Raw genomic sequence first — 23,426 nt, 5'->3', positions numbered from 1 at the left:
GATTTATTGTTCCGGGTGCAGGGCGGCGCAGAGCTGTTTTGCCGCCAGCAGCATACGCGGGCCGGGACGGCTGATCCAGTCATCCTCGATGGCGATGACCGGCACGGCGAGCTGAGGCTGCCAGAAGCGCGCCACGCTCTGCGCCTGCGCGGCGTCGCCAGCCACCACGATCGCCTGCGGATGGCGCATCAGCACCTGCTCGCGGCTGACCTGCGGCCAGCTGACGCGGCTGTCGGCGAAAATATTTTTTCCGGCGCACAGCGTGATGATGTCGTTTTGCAGGGTGTCGCGCGCGGCGGTAAACAGGGGTTGCTGACCGAACTGCAGAAAAAGCGGCACGGCGGGCAGGGCGGCGTAGCGCGCGCGCAGGGAATTTTCCTGCTGCTTCAGCTGCTGCGCGGCCTCCAGCGCCTGCTGCGGATGTGGGCTCCAGCGCTGCAGCGACGCGACGGCGTCCGCCATCTCGTCCAGCGAGCCGGGATCGAGCCACTCGATCTTAACGCCGAGCCGCTGCAGCTGATCGATCTGGCGCTGCGGATTGCCGCCGCGCCAGGCGAGCACCACATCCGGCTTTAGCGCCAGAATGCGCTCGACCTTAACGCCTTGCCAGTTGGCCACCTGCTCCAGCTTTTGGGCGGCGGGCGGATAGTCGGACCAGGCGCTGACCGCGACCGGCGTAATGCCGGCGGCGAACGCCATTTCGGTGAGATGGGGGGCGAGCGAGATAACGCGCGGCGCGGCGGCGAACAGGCTGCCGCAAAACAGCAGCAGCCCCATCGGCCAGAGCGATTTAGCCACGCGCCAGGCGCGCCAGCAGCTTCTCCACCATCAGCGACGACTGCTGCGCCGCAACGCTGAGGAACTCTTCAAAGCTCAGATGCGACGCTTTGTCGGCGACGTCGGAAATGGCGCGCACCACCACGAAAGGCACCTTGAACTGATGGCAAACATGGCCGATGGCGGTGGCTTCCATCTCCACGGCGATCGCCTGCGGGAAGGTAGCGCGAATGCGCGCCAGCGGTTCGGCGCCGTTGATAAAGGCGTCGCCGCTGACCACCAGGCCGCGCACCGCGTTCAGGTTCAGCTCGCTAATGCAGGCTTCCGCGGCGGCAATCAGCTGCGCATCGGCGGTAAAGGCCGCCGGGCAGCCCGCCATCTGGCCTGGTTCGTAGCCGAAGGCGGTAACGTCGGCGTCGTGATAGCGTACTTCGTCCGAGACCACGATATCGCCAACTGAGAGCGTCGGCGCCAGACCGCCGGCCGAGCCGGTGTTGATCACCAGGTCCGGCTTGCACAGCTCCAGCAGCAGGGTGGTGCCCAGCGCCGCCGAGGTTTTACCGATGCCCGATTTCAGCAGTGCGACCTCAACGCCGTTCAGCGTGCCGGTGTAAATCTCGCAGCCGGCCAGCGTCAGGGTCTGGCGGTTCTCGATTTTGTCACGCAGCAGGGTCACTTCCTGCTCCATCGCGCCAATAATGCCTGCTTTCATAAATAGGTCTCGCTAATGTGGTGGAAGTGGTCGTAAAAATTAGGGCATAGTCTAGCATGGCTGGCAGGCGATTGATTCAAGAGGGGTAACGATGGCGACGGTTAATTTCAGGAAGAAGATCAGTTTCACCCGCCCTTATAACACGCGCAAAGATCCGGAAGGGGAATACTATATTACCCGCCACTTTGAGAGCGATCGTGGCCGTATTATCAACTCGGCGGCGATCCGCCGACTGCAGCAAAAAACCCAGGTCTTTCCGCTGGAGCGCAACGCGGCGGTGCGCTCGCGTCTGACCCATTCGCTGGAAGTGCAGCAGACGGGACGCTATATCGCCAAAGAGATCCTGCAAACCCTGAAAAATCAGGGCGGTCTGGCGCAGTACGGGCTGGACGAGATGGAGGGCGCGTTCGAAAGTCTGGTGGAGATGGCCTGCCTGCTGCACGACGTCGGCAATCCGCCGTTCGGCCATTTCGGCGAGGCGGCCATTAACGACTGGTTTGAAGAGCACCTTCCGCTGGAGCTGGTGGACCCGCTGGTGGCTGGCGTCGAAGGCGAGCAGCAGCGCGCCGATTTCAACCAGCTCAACGCCATGATCCGCCAGGATCTGTGCCACTTCGAAGGCAACGCGCAGGCGATCCGCATGGTGCATACCCTTCTACAGCTTAATCTCAGCTACTCGCAGGTCGCCTGCATCCTGAAATATACCGCGCCCGCCTGGTGGCAGGGCGAGAAGCCCGAGCAGTTCAGCGCGCTGATGAAAAAGCCGGGCTTTTACCTCTCCGAGCGCGACTATATCGCCGAGCTGCGCGCAGCGACCCATATGGAGGAGCACCATCGTTTTCCGCTGACCTATATTATGGAAGCGGCGGATGATATCTCTTACTGCATCGCCGATCTGGACGACGCGGTCGAAAAAGATATATTTAACATTGATGCGCTTTATGACTATTTATGTAAGAACTGGGGGCCGATTAAAAATAACGACGCCTTTAGTCGAACGGTTGGCGATGCCTGGCGCGAAGCCTGTAACAAAAAGCGTCGCAGCAGAAGCGATCAGTTCTTTATGTCCTTGCGCGTTAATGTGCAGAGCGTGCTGGTCAGCCATGCGGTAAAGCGTTTCGTCGATAATCTGCCCGCTATTTTCAACGGCGATTTTAATCATGCGCTATTAGAGGACGACGGTGAAGAGGGAAGGTTATTGCAGATGTTTAAAACGGTGGCGCGTCGCCACGTATTTAACCATGCCGAAGTTGAACAGCTGGAATTACAAGGTTATCGAGTCATTAAGGGATTGTTAGAAATATATCAACCTTTGATGACGCTCACCTTTGAAGCCTTTACTACGCTGATTAACGAGGACTTTCTGCGCCAGCATCCGATTGAAACGCGCCTGTTTCATAAACTTTCAGGAAAACATCGTAAGGCCTATCAGCAGAAAATGCGCACGCTGGTGGTCGAACATAAATATCAGCGGCTGCTATGGGAGAGATATTATCGCTTTCGCCTGATTCAGGATTATATTAGCGGCATGACCGATCTTTATGCTTGGGATGAGTACCGTCGGCTGATGGCGGTGGAATAACTGGGCTTTTGTAAAGAGCGTGCATAAATTTTTACCTTTACTGCAAACTTTTGCTGGAACTTCGCGTTAAAAGATTAATCTCATAACTGACCACAGCAAGGGTCTGACGTTTATTACTGGATGAGACTAATACGAATGAAAAAAAACACCCTAACGTTGAGCGCGCTGGCGCTCAGTCTTGGCCTGGCGTTAAGCCCTGCCGCCGTTTTCGCCGCTGAATCGGCTTCTTCTACCAGCCAGCAGCTGCCGAGCCTGGCGCCGATGCTGGAAAAAGTGATGCCGTCAGTGGTCAGCATCAGCGTCGAAGGCAGCACCACGGTAAAAACGCCGCGTCTGCCGCCGCAGTTTCAGCAGTTCTTTGGCGATAATTCGCCGTTCTGCCAGGAGGGCTCGCCTTTCCAGAGCTCGCCGATGTGTCAGGGCGGCGCGGGCGGCGCTGGCCCCAACACTCAACAGGAAAAATTCCGCGCGCTTGGCTCTGGCGTCGTGATCAACGCCGAAAAAGGCTATGTGGTGACCAACAACCACGTTGTCGACAACGCGACCAAAATTCAGGTGCAGCTCAGCGATGGCCGCCGCTATGACGGCAAAGTCATTGGCAAAGATCCGCGTTCCGATATCGCGCTGGTGCAGCTGATCGACGCCAAAAACCTGACGGCGATTAAAATCGCCGACTCCGACAACCTGCGCGTCGGTGACTACACCGTCGCTATCGGCAACCCGTACGGCCTGGGCGAAACCGTCACATCAGGCATCGTCTCGGCGCTGGGACGCAGCGGGCTTAACGTCGAAAACTATGAAAACTTTATTCAGACCGATGCGGCGATTAACCGCGGCAACTCCGGCGGCGCGCTGGTGAACCTCAACGGCGAGCTGATCGGCATCAACACCGCGATCCTCGCGCCGGACGGCGGCAATATCGGCATCGGCTTTGCTATCCCGAGTAATATGGTGAAAAACCTCACCGGACAGATGGTGGAGTTCGGTCAGGTGAAACGCGGCGAGCTGGGCATTCTCGGCGCCGAGCTTAACTCCGAGCTGGCGAAAGCGATGAAGGTCGACGCGCAGCGCGGCGCCTTCGTCAGCCAGGTGCTGCCGAACTCCGCCGCGGCGAAAGCGGGCGTGAAGGCGGGCGACGTGGTGGTGTCGATGAACGGCAAGCCGCTGAGCAGTTTTGCCGCCCTGCGCGCCGAAGTCGGTTCGCTGCCGATCGGCACCAAACTGCAGCTTGGCCTGCTGCGCGACGGCAAACCGGTAAGCGTGACCGTCGAGCTGCAGCAGAGCACGCAGGATAAAGTGCAGTCTGCCACCATCTACACCGGCATCGAAGGCGCAGACCTGAGCAACGACAACGGCAGCGATAAAGGGGTGCGCGTAGACAACGTGAAGCCCAACAGCGCCGCAGCGCGTATCGGCCTGAAAAAAGGCGACATCATCCTTGGCGTCAACCAGCAGCGCGTCGCCAACCTGGGCGAACTGCGTAAAATCCTCGACACTAAACCGTCGGTGCTGGCGCTGAACGTTAAGCGCGGCGACAGCAGCATCTATCTGCTGATGCAGTAACGCTATTTGTCTCATCAGGCGGACTTCGGTCCGCCTTTTTTATGGGCGCGATTCAGAGTGTGACCGGAGCCGCAAAACCTGTAAATCCCCGTCTGGCTCTGTGCATTTGCACAATGCCTGGCTTCGCCGCCATGCGTATGCTGTAGCATCCACTCTCTGTCAGGATTTACAGATGGCAACCTATCATCTCGATGCGCGCCTTGCGCAGGATATCGTGGCGCGCACCATGAAGATTATTGACAGCAATGTCAACGTGATGGATGCGCGCGGCCGTATCATCGGCAGCGGCGATCGCGAGCGTATTGGCGAATTGCACGAAGGCGCGTTGCTGGTGCTCTCCCAGGGGCGCGTAGTGGACATCGACGAGGCGGTGGCGAAACATCTGCACGGCGTGCGGCCTGGCATTAATCTGCCGCTGCGCATCGACGGCGAAATTGTCGGCGTCATCGGTCTGACCGGCGATCCGGTCGCGCTGCGTCACTACGGCGAGCTGGTCTGCATGACGGCGGAGATGATGCTGGAGCAGACCCGGCTGCTGCATATGCTGGCGCAGGACAGCCGCCTGCGCGAAGAGCTGGTGCTGAACCTTATCCGCAGCGAAAGCCTGACGCCGCAGCTCACCGAATGGGCGCAGCGTCTCGGCATCGATCTCAATCAGCCGCGCGTGGCGGCGGTGGTAGAGGTCGACAGCGGACAGCTCGGCGTCGACAGCGCTATGTCAGAGCTGCAGCAGCTGCAAACGCTGCTGACTACCCCGGAGCGCGATAACCTGATCGCCATTGTTTCCCTGACGGAGATGGTGGTGCTGAAGCCGGCGCTGAATGCGCACGGGCGCTACGATCAGGACGATCACCGCAAGCGCGTCGAACAGCTGCTGCAGCGTATGAAAGAGAGCGGTCAGGTGCGGATGCGCATCGCGCTCGGCAACTATTTTACCGGGCCGGGCAGCATTGCGCGCTCGTATCGCACCGCGCGCACCACCATGATGGTCGGCAAGCAGCGTATGCCGGAGCTGCGCAGCTATTTCTATCAGGATTTAGTCTTGCCGGTGCTGCTCGACAGCCTGCGCGGCGGCTGGCAGGCGAATGAGCTGGCGCGTCCGCTGGCGCGGCTGAAAAGCATGGATAATAACGGTCTGCTGCGGCGCACCCTGGTGGCCTGGTTTACCCATAACGTGCAGCCCAGCGCTACGGCACGCGCGCTTTTTATTCACCGCAACACGCTGGAGTATCGGCTGAACCGCATTTCCGAGCTGACCGGACTGAATCTCAGCCAGTTTGACGATCGTCTGCTGCTCTATGTGGCGTTGCAGCTGGACGAGCAGAGCTGAGATGACAAAAAGGCCAGCGTTGGCTGGCCTTCTGTCGACTGGTATGAGCGCTGGCGCCTTCTGTAGCAAGCAACAGCAGGCACATTACCGATTATTGCGCGTCAGCTTGTCCAGATCGCCTTCAATCTCGGCAATTTTGTTGGTCACCACGCTCTCAAGATGGCGCAGATCCGCCAGGATCTTACGCTTCAGATCCACTTCCACCTGATCGCGCTGGCAGATCTGATCCAGTTCGTCGATCACATAGCGCAGGTTCGGGCTGATCTCCTGCACCTCTTTGTAGCCCTGATTGATATTGTCGGCGACCACGGTTTTGCGCTGGCGCGGATATTTAAACTTCACGCTCTTGGCGAAGAACTCACCTTTATCTTTGCGAAAGTAAATTTTAAGGATGTCGTTGTTGGCTTCCTGACGCAGGCTGTAGCGATCGATATCGTCCGGGTTATTAATGCCTAAGCTTTTAAGGTTGTCATACATAGCGATTTTTCCACCAAAAAGAGAGAAGCGCGCATCTGTGTTCATGGCACAAAAATAACTGTAGACAAAAAACGGATTGAACACTGCGCGACGGGAGATAACTGGCGCGGATTATGACCTGGGTAAAAAGTAAACGCACCTGTTAATTCGTTTCGCGAATCAGGTAACAGCGGGGAGAAGTGTAAAGAAAAAATGACGGGCCGCAGAGGCCCGTCACAGAGGCTTAGTCGATGGTACGCAGCAGTTCGTTGATGCCTACTTTGCCGCGCGTTTTCGCGTCGACTTTCTTCACGATAACCGCGCAGTAGAGGCTGTAGCTGCCATCTTTAGAGGGCAGGTTGCCGGAAACCACCACGGAACCCGCCGGTACGCGGCCGTAGTGCACTTCGCCGGTTTCGCGATCGTAGATTTTGGTGCTCTGGCCGATGTAAACGCCCATCGAAATCACCGCGCCTTCTTCCACGATCACGCCTTCCACGATCTCAGAGCGCGCGCCGATAAAGCAGTTATCTTCGATGATGGTCGGGTTCGCCTGCAGCGGCTCCAGCACGCCGCCGATGCCGACGCCGCCGGAGAGGTGAACGTTTTTGCCAATCTGCGCGCAGGAGCCTACGGTCGCCCAGGTATCGACCATGCTGCCTTCGTCGACGTAAGCGCCGATATTGACGTAGGACGGCATCAGCACGGTATTGCGCGCGATATAGGCGCCCTGGCGAACCGCCGCCGGCGGCACCACGCGGAAGCCAGCGGCTTTAAAGCGCGCGTCGTCCCAGCCGGCGAACTTCATCGGCACCTTGTCGTAAAAGCGGGTTTCTGCGCCTTCCATCACCTGGTTTTCGTTAATGCGGAACGACAGCAGAACCGCCATCTTCAGCCACTGATGCGTTACCCACTGACCGTCGATCTTTTCTGCTACGCGCAGCGCGCCGCTGTCCAGCTGAGCGATCACCTGGTTGATAGCTTCACGCGTCACCGGATCGACGCTCGTCGGAGTAATCTCGGCGCGACGCTCGAAGGCCGTTTCAATAACGCTCTGTAACTGTTGCATAATTTTTTCCTGATCTGTCTGGTGCATGCCGGACCACGTCCCGGCACAAAGAGTAAATAAGTAAATCGATTGCGGTCACACTTTATCGTTTGGATTAAGGGCTTCTGTCAACCGTTGTTGCAACGCTTTGCGCATTTCCGCGTCAAGCGCGCGCCGCTCGCTGTTGGCCAGAATAAATAAATCCTCGACGCGCTCGCCGATGGTGCTGATACGCGCGCCGTGCAGCGAGACGCCCATATCGGCGAAGACTTCGCCCACGCGCGCCAGCAGGCCGGGCTGATCGAGCGCCACCAGTTCCAGATAGCTGCGGCGATCGGTATGGGTCGGCAAAAAGTTGACTTCGGTATCGACGCTGAAGTGGCGCAGCTTCGCCGACGCGCGGCGCGTGCGCGGCGGATTCCAGCTGGTCTGAGCGATCGCCTGCTCCAGCGCCTGGCGGATCATCAGGTGGCGATCGGGCGCCAGCGGACTGCCGTCCGGCTCCAGCACGATAAAGGTATCCATCGCCATGCCGTCGCGGCTGGTGAAAATCTGCGCGTCGTGCACGCTGAGATTGCGACGGTCCAGCTCGCCCGCGACGGTCGCGAAGAGATAAGGGCGGTCGGGGCTCCAGATAAAAATCTCGGTGCCGCCGCGCGTCGCCTGCGGGCTGACCAGCACCAGCGGCTGGCGCAGATCGTGCTCCATTAAATGACGCGCGTGCCACGCGAGCTGGTTTGGCGTGTGGCGCAGGAAATAGTCGGCGCGGCAGCGGTTCCAGATATTGTGCAGCCGCTCTTCGTCGATATTGTCCATGCGCAGCAGCGCCAGCGCCTGCAGCCGGTGATGACGCACGCGCTCGCGCAGATCCGGGCTGTTCTCCATGCCGCGCCGCAGCTGCTTCTCGGTGGCGAAGAAAAGCTCGCGCAGCAGGCTCTGTTTCCAGCTGTTCCACAGCGTTTCGTTGGTGGCGCAGATGTCGGCCACGGTCAGGCAGACCAGATAGCGCAGCCGGTTCTCGTTCTGCATCACCTCGGCGAACTGCTGGATTACGGTGGGATCCTGAATATCGCGGCGCTGCGCGGTCACCGACATCAGCAGATGATGGCGCACCAGCCAGGCGACCAGCTGCATCTCGCGCGAGTTGAGGCCGTGCAGCTCGGCGAACTCCAGCGCGTCCTGCGCGCCGAGAATCGAGTGATCGCCGTTGCGGCCCTTGGCGATGTCGTGCAGCAGCGCCGCCATCAGCAGCAGCTCCTGCTGCGGCAGGCGCGGCCAGAGTTCGACGCAGAGCGGATGCATCGGGCGCGTCGTCTCGCTGGCGAAGCTCTCTAGCTTTTGCAGCACGCGAATGGTGTGCTCATCGACGGTGTAGGCGTGGAACAGGTCGAACTGCATCTGTCCGACGATATGTCCCCACAGCGGCGTGTAAGCCCAGAGCACGCTGTGGCGGTGCATCGGCAGCAGCGCGCGCTTGACCGCGCCCGGATGGCGCAGAATCGACATAAAAAGCTGGCGCGCTTCCGGGATCTGACACAGCGGCTGTTTGAGATGACGACGCGCGTAGCGCAGCTGGCGCAGCGTGGTGGAGTAGATGCCGCGAATGTTTTCGTTGCGCACCATCACGTAGAACATGCGCAGGATCGCCTGCGGCTCGCGTTCGAACAGCGTTTCGTCGCGCAGGTCGATCAGGTTGCCGCGCAGCTGAAAGGTGTCGTCCAGCGGACGCGGCTTTTCGGTGGTGGAGAGCGCCAGGATCGCTTCGTCGAACAGCTGCAGCAGCATCTGGTTCAGCTCGCCGATGCGGCGCGTGACGCGGAAGAAATCCTTCATCATGCGTTCTACCGGCTCGTTGCCTTCGCCCTGGTAGTTAAGGCGCTGCGCGACGTTGAGCTGACGGTCGAACAGCAGCCGGTTGTCGTAGCGCGTCAGCGTCAGATGCAGCGCGAAGCGGATGCGCCAGAGAAAAGCCTGACATTCGTTAAGCTCGTTGCGCTCCGCTTCGGTGAGGAAGCCGAACCCCACCATTTCATCCAGCGTAGTGGCGCCGAAGTGGCGGCGCGCCACCCACTGCAGCGTATGGATATCGCGCAGGCCGCCGGGGCTGCTTTTAATGTCCGGCTCAAGGTTATAGCTGGTGCCGTGATAGCGCTGATGGCGCGCCTGCTGCTCTTCGATCTTGGCGGCGTAAAAGGTCGCCGACGGCCAGAAACCTTCGCTGAAGATATTCTTTTGCATCTCCAGAAACAGGGCGACGTCGCCGGTCAGCATGCGCGACTCGATAAGGTTGGTGGCGACGGTCAGATCGGCCAGGCCTTCCAGCAGGCACTCCTCCAGCGTGCGCACGCTGTGGCCCACCTCTAGCTTGAGATCCCACAGCAGCGTCAGCAGTTCGCTGGTTTGCTGCGCGCTCGCGTCGTCGAGCGGTTCACGGCTGAGGATCAGGATATCGACGTCGGAAAGGGGATGCAGCTCGCCTCGGCCGTAGCCGCCGACCGCTACCAGCGCGATAGCGGGCTGGGCGTCGAAGCCGTAAAAGCGCCACAGGCGACGCAGCAGGCGGTCGATAAACAGGGTGCGCGCGTCAATCAGCGTTTCTGCCGATTCGCCGGCGTCGAACGCCGTGGAGAGAAAGGCGTTAAAGGTTTCCAGCTTCTGCTTCAGGGCGTCGCGGGTCAGCACCGCGTCATCCCAGTGCGCCGGGGAGTCTTTCAGGCCGTCAATGACCTCATCCGTCAGGATAGCGCTCATACCGCATCTCTCTTCTTGAGCCATAAAAAAACCGGCGCAGGGCCGGCTTTTTATCAGTGGGGGACGATTACCCTTCGTTGACCAGCACCGCGTCGATGGTGTCGTCGCTACGCAGGGTCAGGATTTCGCAGCCGTTATCGGTCACCACAATAGTATGCTCGTACTGCGCGGACAAGCTGCGATCTTTGGTTTTTACCGTCCAGCCATCTTTCATGGTGCGAATACGGTAGTCGCCGGCGTTGACCATCGGCTCGACGGTAAAGGTCATGCCCGTTTGCAGTACCACGCCGCCGTCGTCTGCGTCGTAGTGCAGCACCTGCGGCTCTTCGTGGAAGCCTTTGCCGATGCCGTGGCCGCAGTACTCGCGCACCACGGAGAAGTCATGCGATTCGACATATTTCTGAATGGCACGGCCCAGCTCGCGCAGACGAATGCCCGGCTTCACCAGGCGCAGCGCCAGGTAGAGGCTCTGCTGGGTGATCTGACACAGACGTTCGCCCTGGATGGTCGGCTTGCCGACGATAAACATCTTCGAGGTGTCGCCGTGGTACTCATCTTTAATCACGGTGACGTCGATGTTGATGATGTCGCCATCTTTCAGCAGACGATCGTCGCTGGGAATGCCGTGACACACCACTTCGTTGACCGAGATGCAGACCGATTTCGGAAAGCCGTGATAGCCGAGGCAGGCGGAGACGGCGTGCTGCTCGTTGGTGATGTAATCGTGGCAGATGCGGTCCAGTTCGCCGGTAGAGACGCCGGGTTTGACGTGCGGGGCGATCATCTCCAGCACCTCGGCGGCCAGTCGGCCGGCGACGCGCATTTTTTCGATTTCTTCAGGGGTTTTAATTGAAATTGCCATTAAATTAATCCGCAGTTGCCGAAAATTTCAGCAATAATGAACGATGTGCTGTCATGTTAGCAGCCGAAAACAAGGCCGCCAAACAGTTCGCGTCGCGCGGCCGCGCGCTGAACAAATTCTGGCTTCAGCAGCGTGGTTGTGGTATAAAGCGCGCCGACGATTCTCTGTCAGGCCGTTATGGCCGGCGAGAAACGCGAAAAACTCACTTTGTGTACTAAAACACACATGTATCGACACATACGCCGGGGTGCTTCGAAAGAGGTCGGTCGTATGGGATACATGGAGGCCCAACCCCAAACTTAATCTAGAGGTAATCATGGCAACTGTTTCCATGCGCGACATGCTCAAGGCTGGTGTTCACTTCGGTCACCAGACCCGTTACTGGAACCCGAAAATGAAGCCGTTCATCTTCGGTGCGCGTAACAAAGTTCACATCATCAACCTTGAGCAGACTGTACCGATGTTCAACAACGCTCTGGCTGAGCTGAACAAAATCTCTGCCCGTAAAGGCAAGATCCTGTTCGTCGGTACCAAGCGCGCTGCCAGCGAAGCGATTAAAGAGTCTGCACTGAGCTGCGACCAGTTCTTTGTAAACCACCGCTGGCTGGGTGGTATGCTGACCAACTGGAAAACCGTTCGTCAGTCTATCAAACGTCTGAAAGATCTTGAGACTCAGTCTCAGGACGGCACCTTCGACAAACTGACCAAGAAAGAAGCGCTGATGCGCGGTCGCGAACTGGCCAAGCTGGAAAACAGCCTGGGCGGTATCAAAGACATGGGCGGTCTGCCGGACGCGCTGTTCGTTATCGACGCCGATCACGAGCACATCGCGATCAAAGAAGCGAACAACCTGGGTATCCCGGTATTCGCGATCGTTGATACCAACTCTGATCCAGACGGCGTTGACTTCGTTATCCCGGGTAACGACGATGCGATCCGTGCTGTTAGCCTGTACCTGACTGCCGTTGCCACTACCGTGCGCGAAGGCCGTTCACAGGACCTGGCTGAGCAGGCTGAAGAAGCGTCTTTAGAAAACGCTTAATAAGGTTCGCTCTGACAAAGAGCCCTTAGACATCAGATGTAATCTGTTAAGGGGCCAGTCTTGGCCCCTTTATTTTATCTCCGTCTGTCACGCCTCCTTTCAGGCGGGCGGGACAGAGTAAATTTTCCGCAACAGGTGCCTTAGTGCGTAAGCACGGGGGTACGAACCGAGGATTCTGGAATGGCTGAAATTACCGCTGCACTGGTAAAAGAACTGCGCGAGCGTACTGGCGCGGGCATGATGGACTGCAAAAAAGCGCTGACCGAAGCGAATGGCGACATCGAGCTGGCGATTGAGAACATGCGTAAGTCCGGCGCGATCAAAGCGGCGAAAAAAGCAGGCAACGTGGCTGCTGACGGCGTGATCAAAACCAAAATCGACGGCAACTACGGCGTGATCCTGGAAGTTAACTGCCAGACTGACTTCGTTGCGAAAGACGCTGGTTTCCAGGCCTTCGCTGACAAAGTGCTGGACGCGGCGACCGCAGAACGCATCACCGACGTTGAAGCGCTGAAAGCGAAATTCGAAGAAGAGCGCGTTGCGCTGGTAGCGAAAATCGGCGAAAACATCAACATCCGTCGTATCGCAGTGCTGGAAGGCGAGCAGCTGGGTTCATACCTGCACGGCGCGCGCATCGGCGTACTGATCTCCGCGAAAGGCGCTGACGAAGAGCTGATCAAGCAGATCGCTATGCACGTTGCAGCCAGCAAGCCGGAATTCGTTAAGCCGGAAGACGTCTCTGCCGACGTGGTTGAGAAAGAGTACCAGGTTCAGCTGGACATCGCGATGCAGTCTGGCAAGCCGAAAGAGATCGCAGAGAAGATGGTTGAAGGCCGCATGAAGAAATTCACCGGCGAAGTCTCTCTGACCGGTCAGGCTTTCGTTATCGATCCGAGCAAAACCGTTGGCCAGGCGCTGAAAGAGCAGGGCGCTGACGTCATCAACTTCATCCGCTTCGAAGTGGGCGAAGGCATTGAGAAAGTCGAAAGCGACTTCGCTGCTGAAGTAGCGGCAATGTCCAAACAGTCTTAATGCTGTGAAAGGAACCGCCAGAAGGCGGTTCTTTTTTGTCTGCTACGCTAAGCAGACGCTTTTCAGTCTCATCCCAATAGTAATTTATGCGCGCTAAGCGGATGATCGATCAGATTTAACTTCTCCTTTTCAACTCTTCCAGGAAGAACCGACCATGGCGACCAACGCAAAACCTGTATATCAACGTATCCTGCTGAAACTGAGTGGCGAAGCACTGCAAGGTGCCGAAGGTTTTGGTATCGACGCGAGCGTGCTTGACCGCATGGCGCAAGAGGTGAAAGAACTGGTCGAGCTGGGCATTCAGGTAGGCGTGGTGATTGGCGGCGGCAACCTGTTCCGCGGCGCAGGTCTGGCGCAGGCGGGAATGAACCGTGTCGTAGGCGACCATATGGGTATGCTGGCGACCGTAATGAACGGCCTGGCGATGCGCGACGCGCTGCATCGTGCCTACGTAAACGCGCGCCTGATGTCCGCTATTCCCCTCAACGGCGTGTGCGACAACTACAGCTGGGCCGAAGCGATCAGCCTGCTGCGCAACAACCGCGTGGTGATTTTCTCCGCCGGCACCGGCAACCCGTTCTTTACCACCGACTCGGCGGCCTGCCTGCGCGGCATCGAGATCGAAGCGGATGTGGTGCTGAAGGCGACCAAAGTCGACGGCGTTTACTCCGCCGATCCGGTGAAAAACCCGGATGCGACGCTTTACGATCAGCTCTCCTACGCCGAAGTGCTGGAAAAAGAGCTGAAAGTAATGGATCTGGCGGCCTTTACGCTGGCGCGTGACCACCAGTTGCCGATCCGCGTATTTAATATGAACAAACCTGGCGCGCTGCGTCGCGTAGTCATGGGCGAAAAAGAAGGCACCCTGATTACGCATTAATACCCGACGCAAGATAAAATAAGGTATATTCTGTCGGCGCGGTGAACTTCACCGCGCACCATTCAGGATTATCGCTCAACAGCGATACCGCTTCCGGCGCCGCCGGAATGGCCAGGTCAAACCGAATCCAAGGGTTTCAACGTGATTAACGACATCAAAAAAGATGCTGAAACGCGCATGGACAAATGCGTCGAAGCGTTTAAAAACACCATCAGCAAAGTGCGCACCGGTCGCGCTTCACCTTCACTGCTCGACGGTATCGTGGTCGAATACTACGGTACGCCGACGCCGCTGCGTCAGCTCGCTTCCGTCACCGTAGAAGACTCACGCACGCTGAAAATCAACGTGTTCGACCGCTCCATGGGCCCGGCAGTGGAAAAAGCCATCATGGCTTCTGACCTCGGCCTGAACCCGAACTCAGCCGGTAGCGACATCCGCGTTCCGCTGCCTGCGCTGACCGAAGAGCGTCGTAAAGATCTGATCAAGATCGTACGCGGCGAAGCCGAGCAGGGCCGCGTCTCCGTGCGCAACGTGCGCCGCGACGCTAACGACAAAATCAAAGCCTTGCTGAAAGATAAAGAGATCAGCGAAGACGATGAGCGTCGTACTCAGGAAGAGATCCAGAAAATGACCGATGCGCGCATCAAGAACGTCGATGCGGCGCTGGCCGAAAAAGAGAAGGAGCTGATGGAGTTCTAATCCCATCGGTTGCTCTCTATACCCGATATCCTTGGGTATAAAACGCCGTTCAGGGCTGTGTTCATTGCGAATGCGCTCTGGCGGCGTTTTACATTATGCCTTCCGCGCTTGCGGAGTTATTCGACGTCTTCACAGGGATAGCTTAATGAAGCGATTAACCTTGCTGGGTTCTACCGGATCAATCGGCGCCAGCACGCTGGCGGTGGTTCGCGCCAATCCTGAGCTCTATCAAATCACCGCGCTGGTGGCCGGGCAGAACGTTGCGCTGATGGCGGAACAGTGTCAGGCCTTTCAGCCGCGCTATGCCGCAATGGCGGATGAAGCCTCCGCGCAGGCGCTGCGTGAACGACTGAAAGCACTCAACGTCTCTACCGAAGTGCTCTCCGGCGTTCAGGCCGCGTGCGAGCTGGCGGCGCTTGACGAGGTCGACCAGGTGATGGCGGCGATCGTCGGCGCTTCGGGCTTGCTGCCGACGCTGGCGGCGATCCGCGCCGGGAAAAGCGTGCTGCTCGCCAATAAAGAGTCTCTTGTCACCTGCGGCCGTTTGTTTATGGAGGCGGTACGCCATCATCAGGCGCAGCTGCTGCCCGTCGACAGCGAGCATAACGCGATTTTTCAGAGTTTGCCCGCTTCCATCCAGCATCAGTTAGGATACGCTGACCTGCGGGAAAATGGCATTGAGTCCATTATCCTTACGGGATCGGGTGGCCCTTTTCGTGACACGCCGCTGGCTGACCTCGCGACCATGTCGCCAGAGCAGGCCTGCGCGCATCCGAACTGGTCGATGGGACGTAAAATCTCCGTCGACTCGGCCACCATGATGAATAAAGGTCTCGAATACATTGAAGCCCGCTGGTTATTTAACGCCAGCGCAGCGCAAATGGAGGTGATCCTGCATCCGCAGTCGATGATCCACTCCATGGTGCGCTACTGCGACGGCAGTGTGCTGGCTCAGCTCGGTTCACCGGATATGCGCACCCCCATTGCACACTGCATGGCCTGGCCCGCGCGTATCGCGGCAGGCGTTACGCCGCTGGACTTCACCCGCATGTCCGCGCTGACGTTCGCTGAACCTGACTTTGCCCGCTACCCTTGCCTGAAACTGGCGATAGATGCCTGCGAGGCAGGGCAGGCGGCGACCACGACGCTGAACGCGGCCAATGAGGTTGCGGTGGCGGCCTTTCTGGATAACCAGATCCGCTTTACCGACATCGCGGCGATCAACAGCGAAGTGCTGGCGGCGCAGACATGTGCGGAGCCAGACTCGGTGGACGCCGTGCTGGATATCGACCGCGCCGCGCGCGCCAGCGCCACAGAGATGCTGCCGCGTTTCGCGACCTCGCGTTAACGCGCGCCGCTATTTGTTCGCCTGTAGCGAAAATGGTATAGTCGCTCGCTCGCGTTTCCGGGTATGGCATCGCATCTGATGCGCCTCGCCCCTTTTGGGCGAGAGAAGACCGGGCGCAATGTATTCAGAAACCGCAGCATTTCTGACAACAGGAATTAATTACGCGTTATGTCGTCTAATAATCACAACAAAACCGATGACCAACAGGGAACAGGCCCGCGTCACGTGGCTATCATTATGGATGGCAATGGTCGTTGGGCTAAAAATCAGGGAAAACTGCGTATTTCCGGCCATAAAGCGGGCGTTAAAGCGGTGCGCCGCTCCGTCAGCTTCGCCGTCAGCAATAATCTCGAAGCGCTGACGCTCTATGCCTTCAGCAGTGAAAACTGGAGCCGTCCGCCTCAGGAAGTGACGGCGCTGATGGAGCTGTTTGTCTGGGCGCTCGACAGCGAAGTAAAGAGCCTGCACAAGCACAACGTGCGTCTGCGCATCATCGGCGACGTGAGCCGTTTCAGTAACCGTATTCAGGAGCGTATTCGTCGCGCCGAGGAACTGACTCAGCAAAATAGTGGACTGACTCTCAATATTGCCGCGAACTATGGCGGACGTTGGGATATTATCCAGGGAGTGAAAAAACTCGCTGAGCAGGTTCAGGAAGGTTTGCTGCGTCCTGACCAAATCACCGAGGAAAACCTGTCTGCCCATTTGTGCATGCAGGGACTGGCTCCAGTGGATTTAGTGATAAGGACCGGGGGAGAGCATCGGATTAGCAACTTCCTGCTGTGGCAGATCGCCTATGCTGAGTTTTATTTTACCGATGTTCTCTGGCCTGATTTTGATGAACACGTTTTTGAAGGTGCACTGAATGCATTCTCTCTGCGGGAGCGTCGTTTTGGCGGCGCTGCACCAGGCGGCGCCTGAGCAAACAGGGGGTAACCTTTGCTGAAGTCTCGTCTGATTACCGCGCTTATTCTTATTCCGCTGGTGATTGCTGCGCTTTTCTGGTTACCGCCCGTTGGTTTTGCGATTACGACGATTATCATCTGCATGCTCGGCGCCTGGGAATGGGGCCAGCTTGCGGGCATGGCGTCGCGCCAACAGCGCATCTGGCTTTCCCTGCTGTGCGGGCTGCTGCTGGCGGGGATGCTCTTTACTCTTCCTCCCTATCAGCGTGACGTGCATCTGCCGCAGGTCGCCATTTCGCTCTGGGCGTCGCTGGCGTGGTGGATTGCGGCGCTGCTGCTGGTTCTCTCTTATCCCGCATCGGCCTCTCTGTGGCGGCATTCGCGCCCTTTGCGCCTGGTGTTCGGCATTCTCACCCTGATCCCCTTTTTCTGGGGCATGATGGCGCTGCGTCAGTATCACTACGAGAGCGATCACTACGCCGGCTCATGGTGGCTGCTGTTCGTGATGTTCCTGGTGTGGGGCGCGGATTCCGGCGCCTACATGTTCGGCAAGATGTTCGGCAAACATAAGCTGGCGCCTAAAGTCTCGCCCGGTAAAACCTGGGAAGGCTTTCTCGGCGGTCTGGTCTCTTCCGCGCTGCTCGCCTGGCTGTTCGCCAGCTTCGCGCCGCTGACCGTTTCCACCGGTACGCTGATCGTCTGCGCCGTGCTGGCGACGCTCGCCTCGGTGCTGGGCGATTTAACGGAAAGCATGTTCAAACGTGAAGCGGGCATTAAAGACAGCGGTAGCCTGATCCCGGGTCACGGCGGCATACTCGATCGCATCGACAGCCTTACCGCGGCGGTGCCGGTTTTCGCCTGTTTGCTGCTGCTGGTGTTCCGCACTCTCTGAGGACAGGCGTAGATGTTGAGTATATTGTGGAGTTTTGTCGCCTTTATCATCGCCCTTGGCGTGCTGATCACCGTTCACGAGTTCGGCCATTTTTGGGTAGCGCGCCGCTGCGGCGTGCGCGTTGAACGCTTCTCCATCGGCTTCGGCAAGGCGCTCTGGCAGCGCCGCGATAAGCAGGGGACCGAATACGTTATCGCGCTGATCCCGCTCGGGGGCTATGTCAAAATGCTCGACGAGCGCGTGGAAAGCGTGCCCGCCGAACTGCGTCATCAGGCTTTCAACAATAAAGCCATCTGGCAGCGCGCCTCGATTATCGCCGCCGGTCCCGTCGCCAATTTCATCTTCGCCGTGTTCGCCTACTGGGTCGTGTTTATTCACGGCGTTCCAGGCGTGCGCCCGGTTGTTGGCGAAATTGTGAACGGATCGGTGGCGGCGCAGGCGCAAATTGTCAGCGGAATGGAACTTAAAGCAGTCGACGGTATCGAAACGCCTGACTGGGATGCCGTGCGTATGGCGCTGATCGGCAAAATCGGCGACGCGCAGACGGTGCTGACCGTCTCGCGCTTCGGCGAAGAGGCGACGCAGCAGAAAGCGGTCGATCTGCGCAACTGGCAGTTCGAGCCAGACAAAGAGGATCCGGTTGTGGCGCTGGGCATTCGTCCGCGTGGTCCGCAAATCGAAACCACGCTGGCGGAAGTGCAGGCAGATTCGCCCGCGAGCGTCGCCGGTTTGCAAGCGGGCGACAGGATCGTTAAAGTCGATGGTCAGCCGTTAACGCAATGGCAAACTTTTGTCATGCAGGTGCGGGATAATCCTGGCAAAGAGATGGTGCTGGACGTCGATCGCAACGGCGAAACGGTGCAGCTGCACCTGACGCCGCAAGCCAGGCCGGGCGCGAAGGCAGAGGGGTTCGCCGGGGTTATCCCGCGCGTTGTCCCGCTGCCGGAAGCCTACAAAACGGTAAGGCAGTATGGCGCGTTTGACGCTGTCGGTGAGGCCAGCGCGAAAACCTGGCAACTGATGAAGCTGACGGTCTCCATGCTGGGCAAGTTAATTACCGGCGATGTAAAGCTGAACAACCTGAGCGGGCCGATTTCGATTGCGCAGGGCGCAGGATTATCAGCGGAATATGGGATGATTTACTACCTGATGTTTCTGGCGTTGATTAGCGTCAACCTTGGAATCATCAATCTCTTCCCGCTGCCGGTGTTAGATGGTGGGCATTTGCTCTTCCTGGCGATCGAAAAGATCAAAGGTGGACCGGTGTCCGAACGAGTTCAGGACTTCAGTTATCGCATCGGCTCAATTCTGCTGGTGTTGTTAATGGGGCTTGCACTTTTCAATGATTTCTCACGTCTGTAATCGCTGGAACGCAGACAGACGCGGGATGTGTTAGGAAAACGCATAATAACGATGGCGATGAAAAAGTTGCTCATAGCGTCGCTGCTGTTTAGCAGCGCCACCGTTTACGGTGCAGACGATTTCGTGGTGAAGGATATTCATTTCGAAGGGCTGCAGCGAGTCGCCGTCGGCGCGGCTCTGCTGAGCATGCCGGTACGAGTTGGCGATACGGTTAATGACGAAGATGTCAAAAATACCATTCGTTCACTGTTCGCGACCGGCAACTTTGAGGATGTTCAGGTCCTGCGCGACGGAACTACGCTGATTGTTCAGGTGAAAGAACGTCCTACCATTGCCAGCATTACCTTTACCGGCAACAAAGCGGTGAAAGAGGAGCAGCTCAAGCAGAACCTTGAGGCCTCTGGCGTACGCGTAGGCGAAGCCCTGGACCGCACCACCATCTCTTCGATTGAGAAGGGACTGGAGGATTTCTACTACAGCGTCGGTAAATACACCGCCAACGTGAAGGCCGTGGTAACGCCGCTGCCGCGCAACCGCGTCGACCTGAAACTGGTCTTCACCGAGGGCGTCTCCGCCAAGATTCAGCAGATTAACATCGTCGGCAACAAAGCGTTTAGCTCTGACGAGCTGATCTCCCGCTTCCAGCTGCGCGACGAAGTGCCGTGGTGGAACGTGGTTGGCGATCGCAAATACCAGAAGCAAAAACTGGCGGGCGACCTTGAGACGCTGCGCAGCTTCTATCTCGATCGCGGCTATGCGCGCTTTAACATCGATTCGACGCAGGTCAGCCTGACGCCGGATAAAAAAGGCATCTACATCACCGTTAACATCACCGAGGGCGATCAGTACAAAATCGCCGGCGTGATCGTCAACGGCAGCATGGCGGGCCACTCGGCAGAAATCGAACATCTGACGCAGATTCCATCGGGCGAGCTTTATAACGGCACCAAAGTCACCCAGATGGAAGATGACATCAAGAAGCTGCTGGGCCGTTACGGCTACGCTTATCCGCGCGTCATGACGCAGCCGGAAATCAACGACGCCGATAAAACGGTGAAGCTGCATATCAGCGTCGATGCTGGCAACCGCTACTACGTGCGTAAAGTGCGCTTCGAAGGCAACGATACTTCGAAAGATGCGGTGCTGCGTCGCGAAATGCGTCAGATGGAAGGCGCATGGCTGGGTAGCGATTTGGTGGAGCAGGGCAAAGAGCGCCTGAACCGCACCGGCTACTTTGAAAGCGTTGATGTCGACACCCAGCGCGTGCCGGGCGCGCCCGATCAGGTAGACGTGGTCTACAAGGTGAAAGAGCGCAACACCGGTACCTTTAACTTCGGCGTCGGCTACGGCACCGAAAGCGGCGTCAGCTTCCAGGTTGGCGTTACCCAGGACAACTGGCTGGGCACCGGCAACACGGTGAGCATCAGCGGTACCAAAAATGATTATCAGACCTATGCCGAATTCTCGCTGACCGATCCCTACTTTACGGTCGACGGCGTGAGCCTGGGCGGACGCGTCTTCTACAACGACTTTAAAGCGGACGATGCCGACCTGTCCGACTACACCAATAAAAGTTATGGCGTAGACGGCACGCTGGGCTTCCCGGTCAACGAAAACAACACGCTGCGTGTGGGTCTGGGCTATGTGCACAACGACCTCTCCAACATGCAGCCGCAGGTGGCGATGTGGCGCTATCTCGATTCGGTCGGCAAGCCGCAGGAGCTGAACGACAAGGGCGATTTCTCCGCGGATGACTTCACCTTCAACTACGGCTGGACGTACAACACCCTGGATCGCGGCTTCTTCCCGACCTCGGGTAACCGTACCAACCTGAACGGTAAGGTCACCATCCCGGGATCGGACAACAGCTTCTATAAAGCGACGCTGGATACCCAGCAGTACGTGCCGCTTAACCGCGATCGCACCTGGGTGGTGTTAGGCCGCGGCCGCGTCGGTTACGGCGATGGTCTGGGCGGCAAAGAGATGCCGTTCTATGAGAACTTCTATGCAGGCGGCTCAAGCACGGTGCGCGGTTTCCGCTCCAACACTATCGGTCCGAAAGCGGCTTACCTGAACGACCGCTCGTCAACCTGTACGCTGAGCGATCCGAACGGCATCTGTAAGTCGGATGACGCGGTTGGCGGTAACGCGATGGCGGTGGCCAGCCTGGAGCTGATTACGCCGACGCCGTTCCTGAGCGAAAAATACGCCAACTCGGTGCGCACCTCGCTGTTCGTGGATGCGGGCACCGTCTGGGATACCAAGTGGCAGAATACGGCTGAAACCCGCGCCGCCGGCATCCCGGACTATAGCGATCCAAACAATATCCGCGTATCAAGCGGTATTGCGCTGCAGTGGATGTCCCCGCTGGGGCCGCTGGTCTTCTCTTATGCCCAGCCGGTCAAAAAAGTGGAAGGGGACAAATCAGAACAGTTCCAGTTTAACATTGGTAAAACCTGGTAAGGTTCTGAGCAAGGAAGCATAAGCTGAAGTCTTGCTACCGAACCGCGGTTTTTAGGGCGGTTCGGAGCAAACACTGTGTCGCTGACACAAACGTTGATGGTAAGGAGTTTATAGTGAAAAAGTTGTTGTGTGCCGCAGGACTGGGTCTTGCTTTAGCTGTATCCGCAGGCGCTCAGGCTGCTGACAAAATCGCAGTGGTAAACGTGTCCAGCATTTTCCAACAGTTACCGCAGCGTGCGACCGTTGCTAAACAGCTGGAAAACGAGTTTAAAGGCCGCGCAACCGAGCTGCAGAGCCAGGAACGCGATCTGCAGACCAAAATGCAGCGCCTGCAGCGCGACGGTTCAACCATGAAGGCCAGCGATCGCAGCCGCATGGAAAAAGATGTCATGTCGCAGCGCGAAGCGTTCTCCTCTAAAGCTCAGGCTTTCGAGCAGGATAACCGCCGCCGTCAGATGGAAGAGCGTAACAAACTGCTGAGCCGCATTCAGGACGCCGTGAAGAAAGTCGCGAGCGACGAAGGTTATGACGTGGTGATCGACGCCAACGCGGTGGCTTACGCGGCAAACGCGAAAGACATTACTGCTGACGTGCTGAAACAGGTTAAATAATCGATGTCATCAATTCGACTGGCTGATTTAGCCCAGCAGTTGGATGCAGAATTGCACGGAGATGGCGACCTCGCCATCTCCGGCATTGCTTCTATGCAATCCGCCCAAACCGGCCAAATCACATTTCTCAGCAACAGCCGCTACCGCGAGCAGCTCGCCCAGTGTCAGGCTTCGGCCGTGGTGCTGACGGAAGCGGATCTGGAGTGGTGCCACTCGGCCGCGCTGGTAGTAAAGAATCCCTATCTGACCTATGCGCGCATGGCTCAGCTGCTGGATACCACGCCGCAGCCTGCGCAGAATATCGCGCCCAGCGCGGTAATCGATCCCAGCGCGAAGCTGGGGCAGAACGTCTCTGTCGGCGCTAATGCGGTGATTGAATCGGACGTAGTGCTCGGCGACAACGTCGTTATTGGCGCAGGTTGCTTCGTTGGTAAAAAGACGCGCATCGGCAGCAACAGCCGTCTCTGGGCCAACGTCACCGTCTACCACGAAATCGAAATCGGTCAGGATTGTCTGATTCAGTCCGGCACCGTGATCGGCGCGGACGGTTTCGGCTACGCCAACGATCGCGGCAATTGGGTGAAAATCCCGCAGCTTGGCGCTGTAATTATCGGCGATCGCGTAGAAATCGGCGCCTGTACCACTATCGATCGTGGCGCGCTGGATAACACTCTGATCGGCAATGGTGTTATCATAGACAACCAGTGTCAGATCGCACACAACGTGGTTATTGGCGACAATACCGCGGTTGCGGGTGGTGTGATCATGGCGGGTAGTTTGAAAATTGGACGTTACTGTATGATTGGCGGCGCCAGCGTCATTAACGGCCATATGGAAATCTGTGACAAGGTGACTGTTACCGGTATGGGTATGGTTATGCGTCCTATCACAGAGCCTGGGGTATACTCTTCAGGCATTCCGCTACAACCCAATAAAACCTGGCGCAAAACTGCAGCGCTGGTGATGAACATCGATGACATGAGCAAGCGCTTAAAAGCCATCGAGCGGAAGGTCGGCAAAGACGACTAAACGCCATCCCACATGCGACCGGCTTGCTAATAAAAACTGTTAAGCAGGCAAGCCAGGCGCCATTGAACCGATTTCGGCCTGC

The 23,426-nt window shown here is 57.9% G+C and carries 20 protein-coding genes; 14 read left to right on the top strand and 6 right to left on the bottom strand.

Annotated elements, in window-relative coordinates; genetic code table 11:
* Positions 1-3 precede the first annotated feature (3 nt).
* Together btuF and mtnN are read right to left on the bottom strand one after the other, a co-directional pair.
* Entirely contained in the window at positions 4-798 is a 795-nt protein-coding gene (gene btuF / locus AC6I7Z_RS15425; protein ID WP_497814851.1) for a vitamin B12 ABC transporter substrate-binding protein BtuF, read from the bottom strand.
* Positions 791-1,489 carry a 5'-methylthioadenosine/S-adenosylhomocysteine nucleosidase gene (gene mtnN, locus AC6I7Z_RS15420; RefSeq protein ID WP_033749569.1) on the bottom strand — a complete coding sequence of 233 codons (699 nt, stop codon included), beginning with the start codon at positions 1,487-1,489 and terminating at the stop codon, positions 791-793. Before mtnN ends, btuF begins: the two co-directional genes overlap by 8 nt.
* Before the next feature lie 91 nt (positions 1,490-1,580).
* On the opposite strand from mtnN, the gene dgt reads away from it, so the two are divergent.
* The 3 genes from dgt (at position 1,581) to AC6I7Z_RS15405 (ending at position 5,964) form a co-directional block, all read left to right on the top strand.
* Positions 1,581-3,071 (top strand): dGTPase, encoded by a 1,491-nt coding sequence (gene dgt, locus AC6I7Z_RS15415; protein WP_497814850.1) that lies wholly within the window; start codon positions 1,581-1,583, stop codon positions 3,069-3,071.
* Positions 3,072-3,206: 135 nt separating this feature from the next.
* Complete coding sequence (gene degP, locus AC6I7Z_RS15410; protein ID WP_497814849.1) at positions 3,207-4,634, top strand: serine endoprotease DegP; 1,428 nt, start codon at positions 3,207-3,209, stop codon at positions 4,632-4,634.
* 172 nt (positions 4,635-4,806) lie between these two features.
* Entirely contained in the window at positions 4,807-5,964 is a 1,158-nt protein-coding gene (locus tag AC6I7Z_RS15405; RefSeq protein ID WP_497814848.1) for a CdaR family transcriptional regulator, read from the top strand.
* 84 nt (positions 5,965-6,048) lie between these two features.
* Here AC6I7Z_RS15405 and AC6I7Z_RS15400 read toward each other — a convergent pair whose 3' ends face one another.
* From AC6I7Z_RS15400 to map, 4 genes are all read right to left on the bottom strand, one after another.
* Positions 6,049-6,441, bottom strand: coding sequence for a DUF3461 family protein (locus AC6I7Z_RS15400; protein ID WP_033749575.1), 393 nt, complete (start codon positions 6,439-6,441; stop codon positions 6,049-6,051).
* A 223-nt stretch (positions 6,442-6,664) separates the two neighbouring features.
* Complete coding sequence (gene dapD, locus AC6I7Z_RS15395; protein WP_033749576.1) at positions 6,665-7,489, bottom strand: 2,3,4,5-tetrahydropyridine-2,6-dicarboxylate N-succinyltransferase; 825 nt, start codon at positions 7,487-7,489, stop codon at positions 6,665-6,667.
* Between the two features lie 75 nt (positions 7,490-7,564).
* Positions 7,565-10,219: a bifunctional uridylyltransferase/uridylyl-removing protein GlnD gene (glnD, locus tag AC6I7Z_RS15390; protein WP_497814847.1), complete on the bottom strand. Its 2,655-nt coding sequence runs from the start codon at positions 10,217-10,219 to the stop codon at positions 7,565-7,567.
* Positions 10,220-10,286: 67 nt separating this feature from the next.
* Positions 10,287-11,081: a type I methionyl aminopeptidase gene (map, locus tag AC6I7Z_RS15385; protein ID WP_497814846.1), complete on the bottom strand. Its 795-nt coding sequence runs from the start codon at positions 11,079-11,081 to the stop codon at positions 10,287-10,289.
* A gap of 316 nt (positions 11,082-11,397) precedes the next feature.
* Here map and rpsB point away from each other — a divergent pair, with 316 nt between their 5' ends.
* The 11 genes from rpsB (at position 11,398) to lpxD (ending at position 23,344) form a co-directional block, all read left to right on the top strand.
* Positions 11,398-12,123: a 30S ribosomal protein S2 gene (gene rpsB, locus AC6I7Z_RS15380; RefSeq protein WP_048781339.1), complete on the top strand. Its 726-nt coding sequence runs from the start codon at positions 11,398-11,400 to the stop codon at positions 12,121-12,123.
* Positions 12,124-12,303: 180 nt separating this feature from the next.
* Complete coding sequence (gene tsf / locus AC6I7Z_RS15375) at positions 12,304-13,155, top strand: translation elongation factor Ts (RefSeq protein WP_033749580.1); 852 nt, start codon at positions 12,304-12,306, stop codon at positions 13,153-13,155.
* Positions 13,156-13,309: 154 nt separating this feature from the next.
* Positions 13,310-14,035, top strand: coding sequence for a UMP kinase (pyrH, locus tag AC6I7Z_RS15370; RefSeq protein ID WP_033793563.1), 726 nt, complete (start codon positions 13,310-13,312; stop codon positions 14,033-14,035).
* A 141-nt stretch (positions 14,036-14,176) separates the two neighbouring features.
* Positions 14,177-14,734: a ribosome recycling factor gene (gene frr / locus AC6I7Z_RS15365; protein ID WP_033749583.1), complete on the top strand. Its 558-nt coding sequence runs from the start codon at positions 14,177-14,179 to the stop codon at positions 14,732-14,734.
* Between the two features lie 145 nt (positions 14,735-14,879).
* Complete coding sequence (gene ispC, locus AC6I7Z_RS15360; RefSeq protein WP_497814845.1) at positions 14,880-16,082, top strand: 1-deoxy-D-xylulose-5-phosphate reductoisomerase; 1,203 nt, start codon at positions 14,880-14,882, stop codon at positions 16,080-16,082.
* A gap of 168 nt (positions 16,083-16,250) precedes the next feature.
* Positions 16,251-17,003 carry a (2E,6E)-farnesyl-diphosphate-specific ditrans,polycis-undecaprenyl-diphosphate synthase gene (gene ispU, locus AC6I7Z_RS15355; protein WP_033793566.1) on the top strand — a complete coding sequence of 251 codons (753 nt, stop codon included), beginning with the start codon at positions 16,251-16,253 and terminating at the stop codon, positions 17,001-17,003.
* 18 nt (positions 17,004-17,021) lie between these two features.
* Entirely contained in the window at positions 17,022-17,879 is an 858-nt protein-coding gene (gene cdsA, locus AC6I7Z_RS15350) for a phosphatidate cytidylyltransferase (RefSeq protein WP_497814844.1), read from the top strand.
* Between the two features lie 12 nt (positions 17,880-17,891).
* Positions 17,892-19,241 carry a sigma E protease regulator RseP gene (rseP, locus tag AC6I7Z_RS15345; protein WP_497814843.1) on the top strand — a complete coding sequence of 450 codons (1,350 nt, stop codon included), beginning with the start codon at positions 17,892-17,894 and terminating at the stop codon, positions 19,239-19,241.
* A 51-nt stretch (positions 19,242-19,292) separates the two neighbouring features.
* Positions 19,293-21,704, top strand: coding sequence for an outer membrane protein assembly factor BamA (gene bamA / locus AC6I7Z_RS15340; protein WP_497814842.1), 2,412 nt, complete (start codon positions 19,293-19,295; stop codon positions 21,702-21,704).
* A gap of 113 nt (positions 21,705-21,817) precedes the next feature.
* Positions 21,818-22,315, top strand: coding sequence for a molecular chaperone Skp (gene skp, locus AC6I7Z_RS15335; protein ID WP_033749591.1), 498 nt, complete (start codon positions 21,818-21,820; stop codon positions 22,313-22,315).
* A 3-nt stretch (positions 22,316-22,318) separates the two neighbouring features.
* Entirely contained in the window at positions 22,319-23,344 is a 1,026-nt protein-coding gene (gene lpxD / locus AC6I7Z_RS15330) for a UDP-3-O-(3-hydroxymyristoyl)glucosamine N-acyltransferase (RefSeq protein WP_497814841.1), read from the top strand.
* Positions 23,345-23,426: the final 82 nt, after the last annotated feature.

Source organism: Pantoea sp. X-Soil-MYKO-1289 (assembly GCF_059730625.1).
This window is presented reverse-complemented; position numbering and strand designations above follow the sequence as displayed.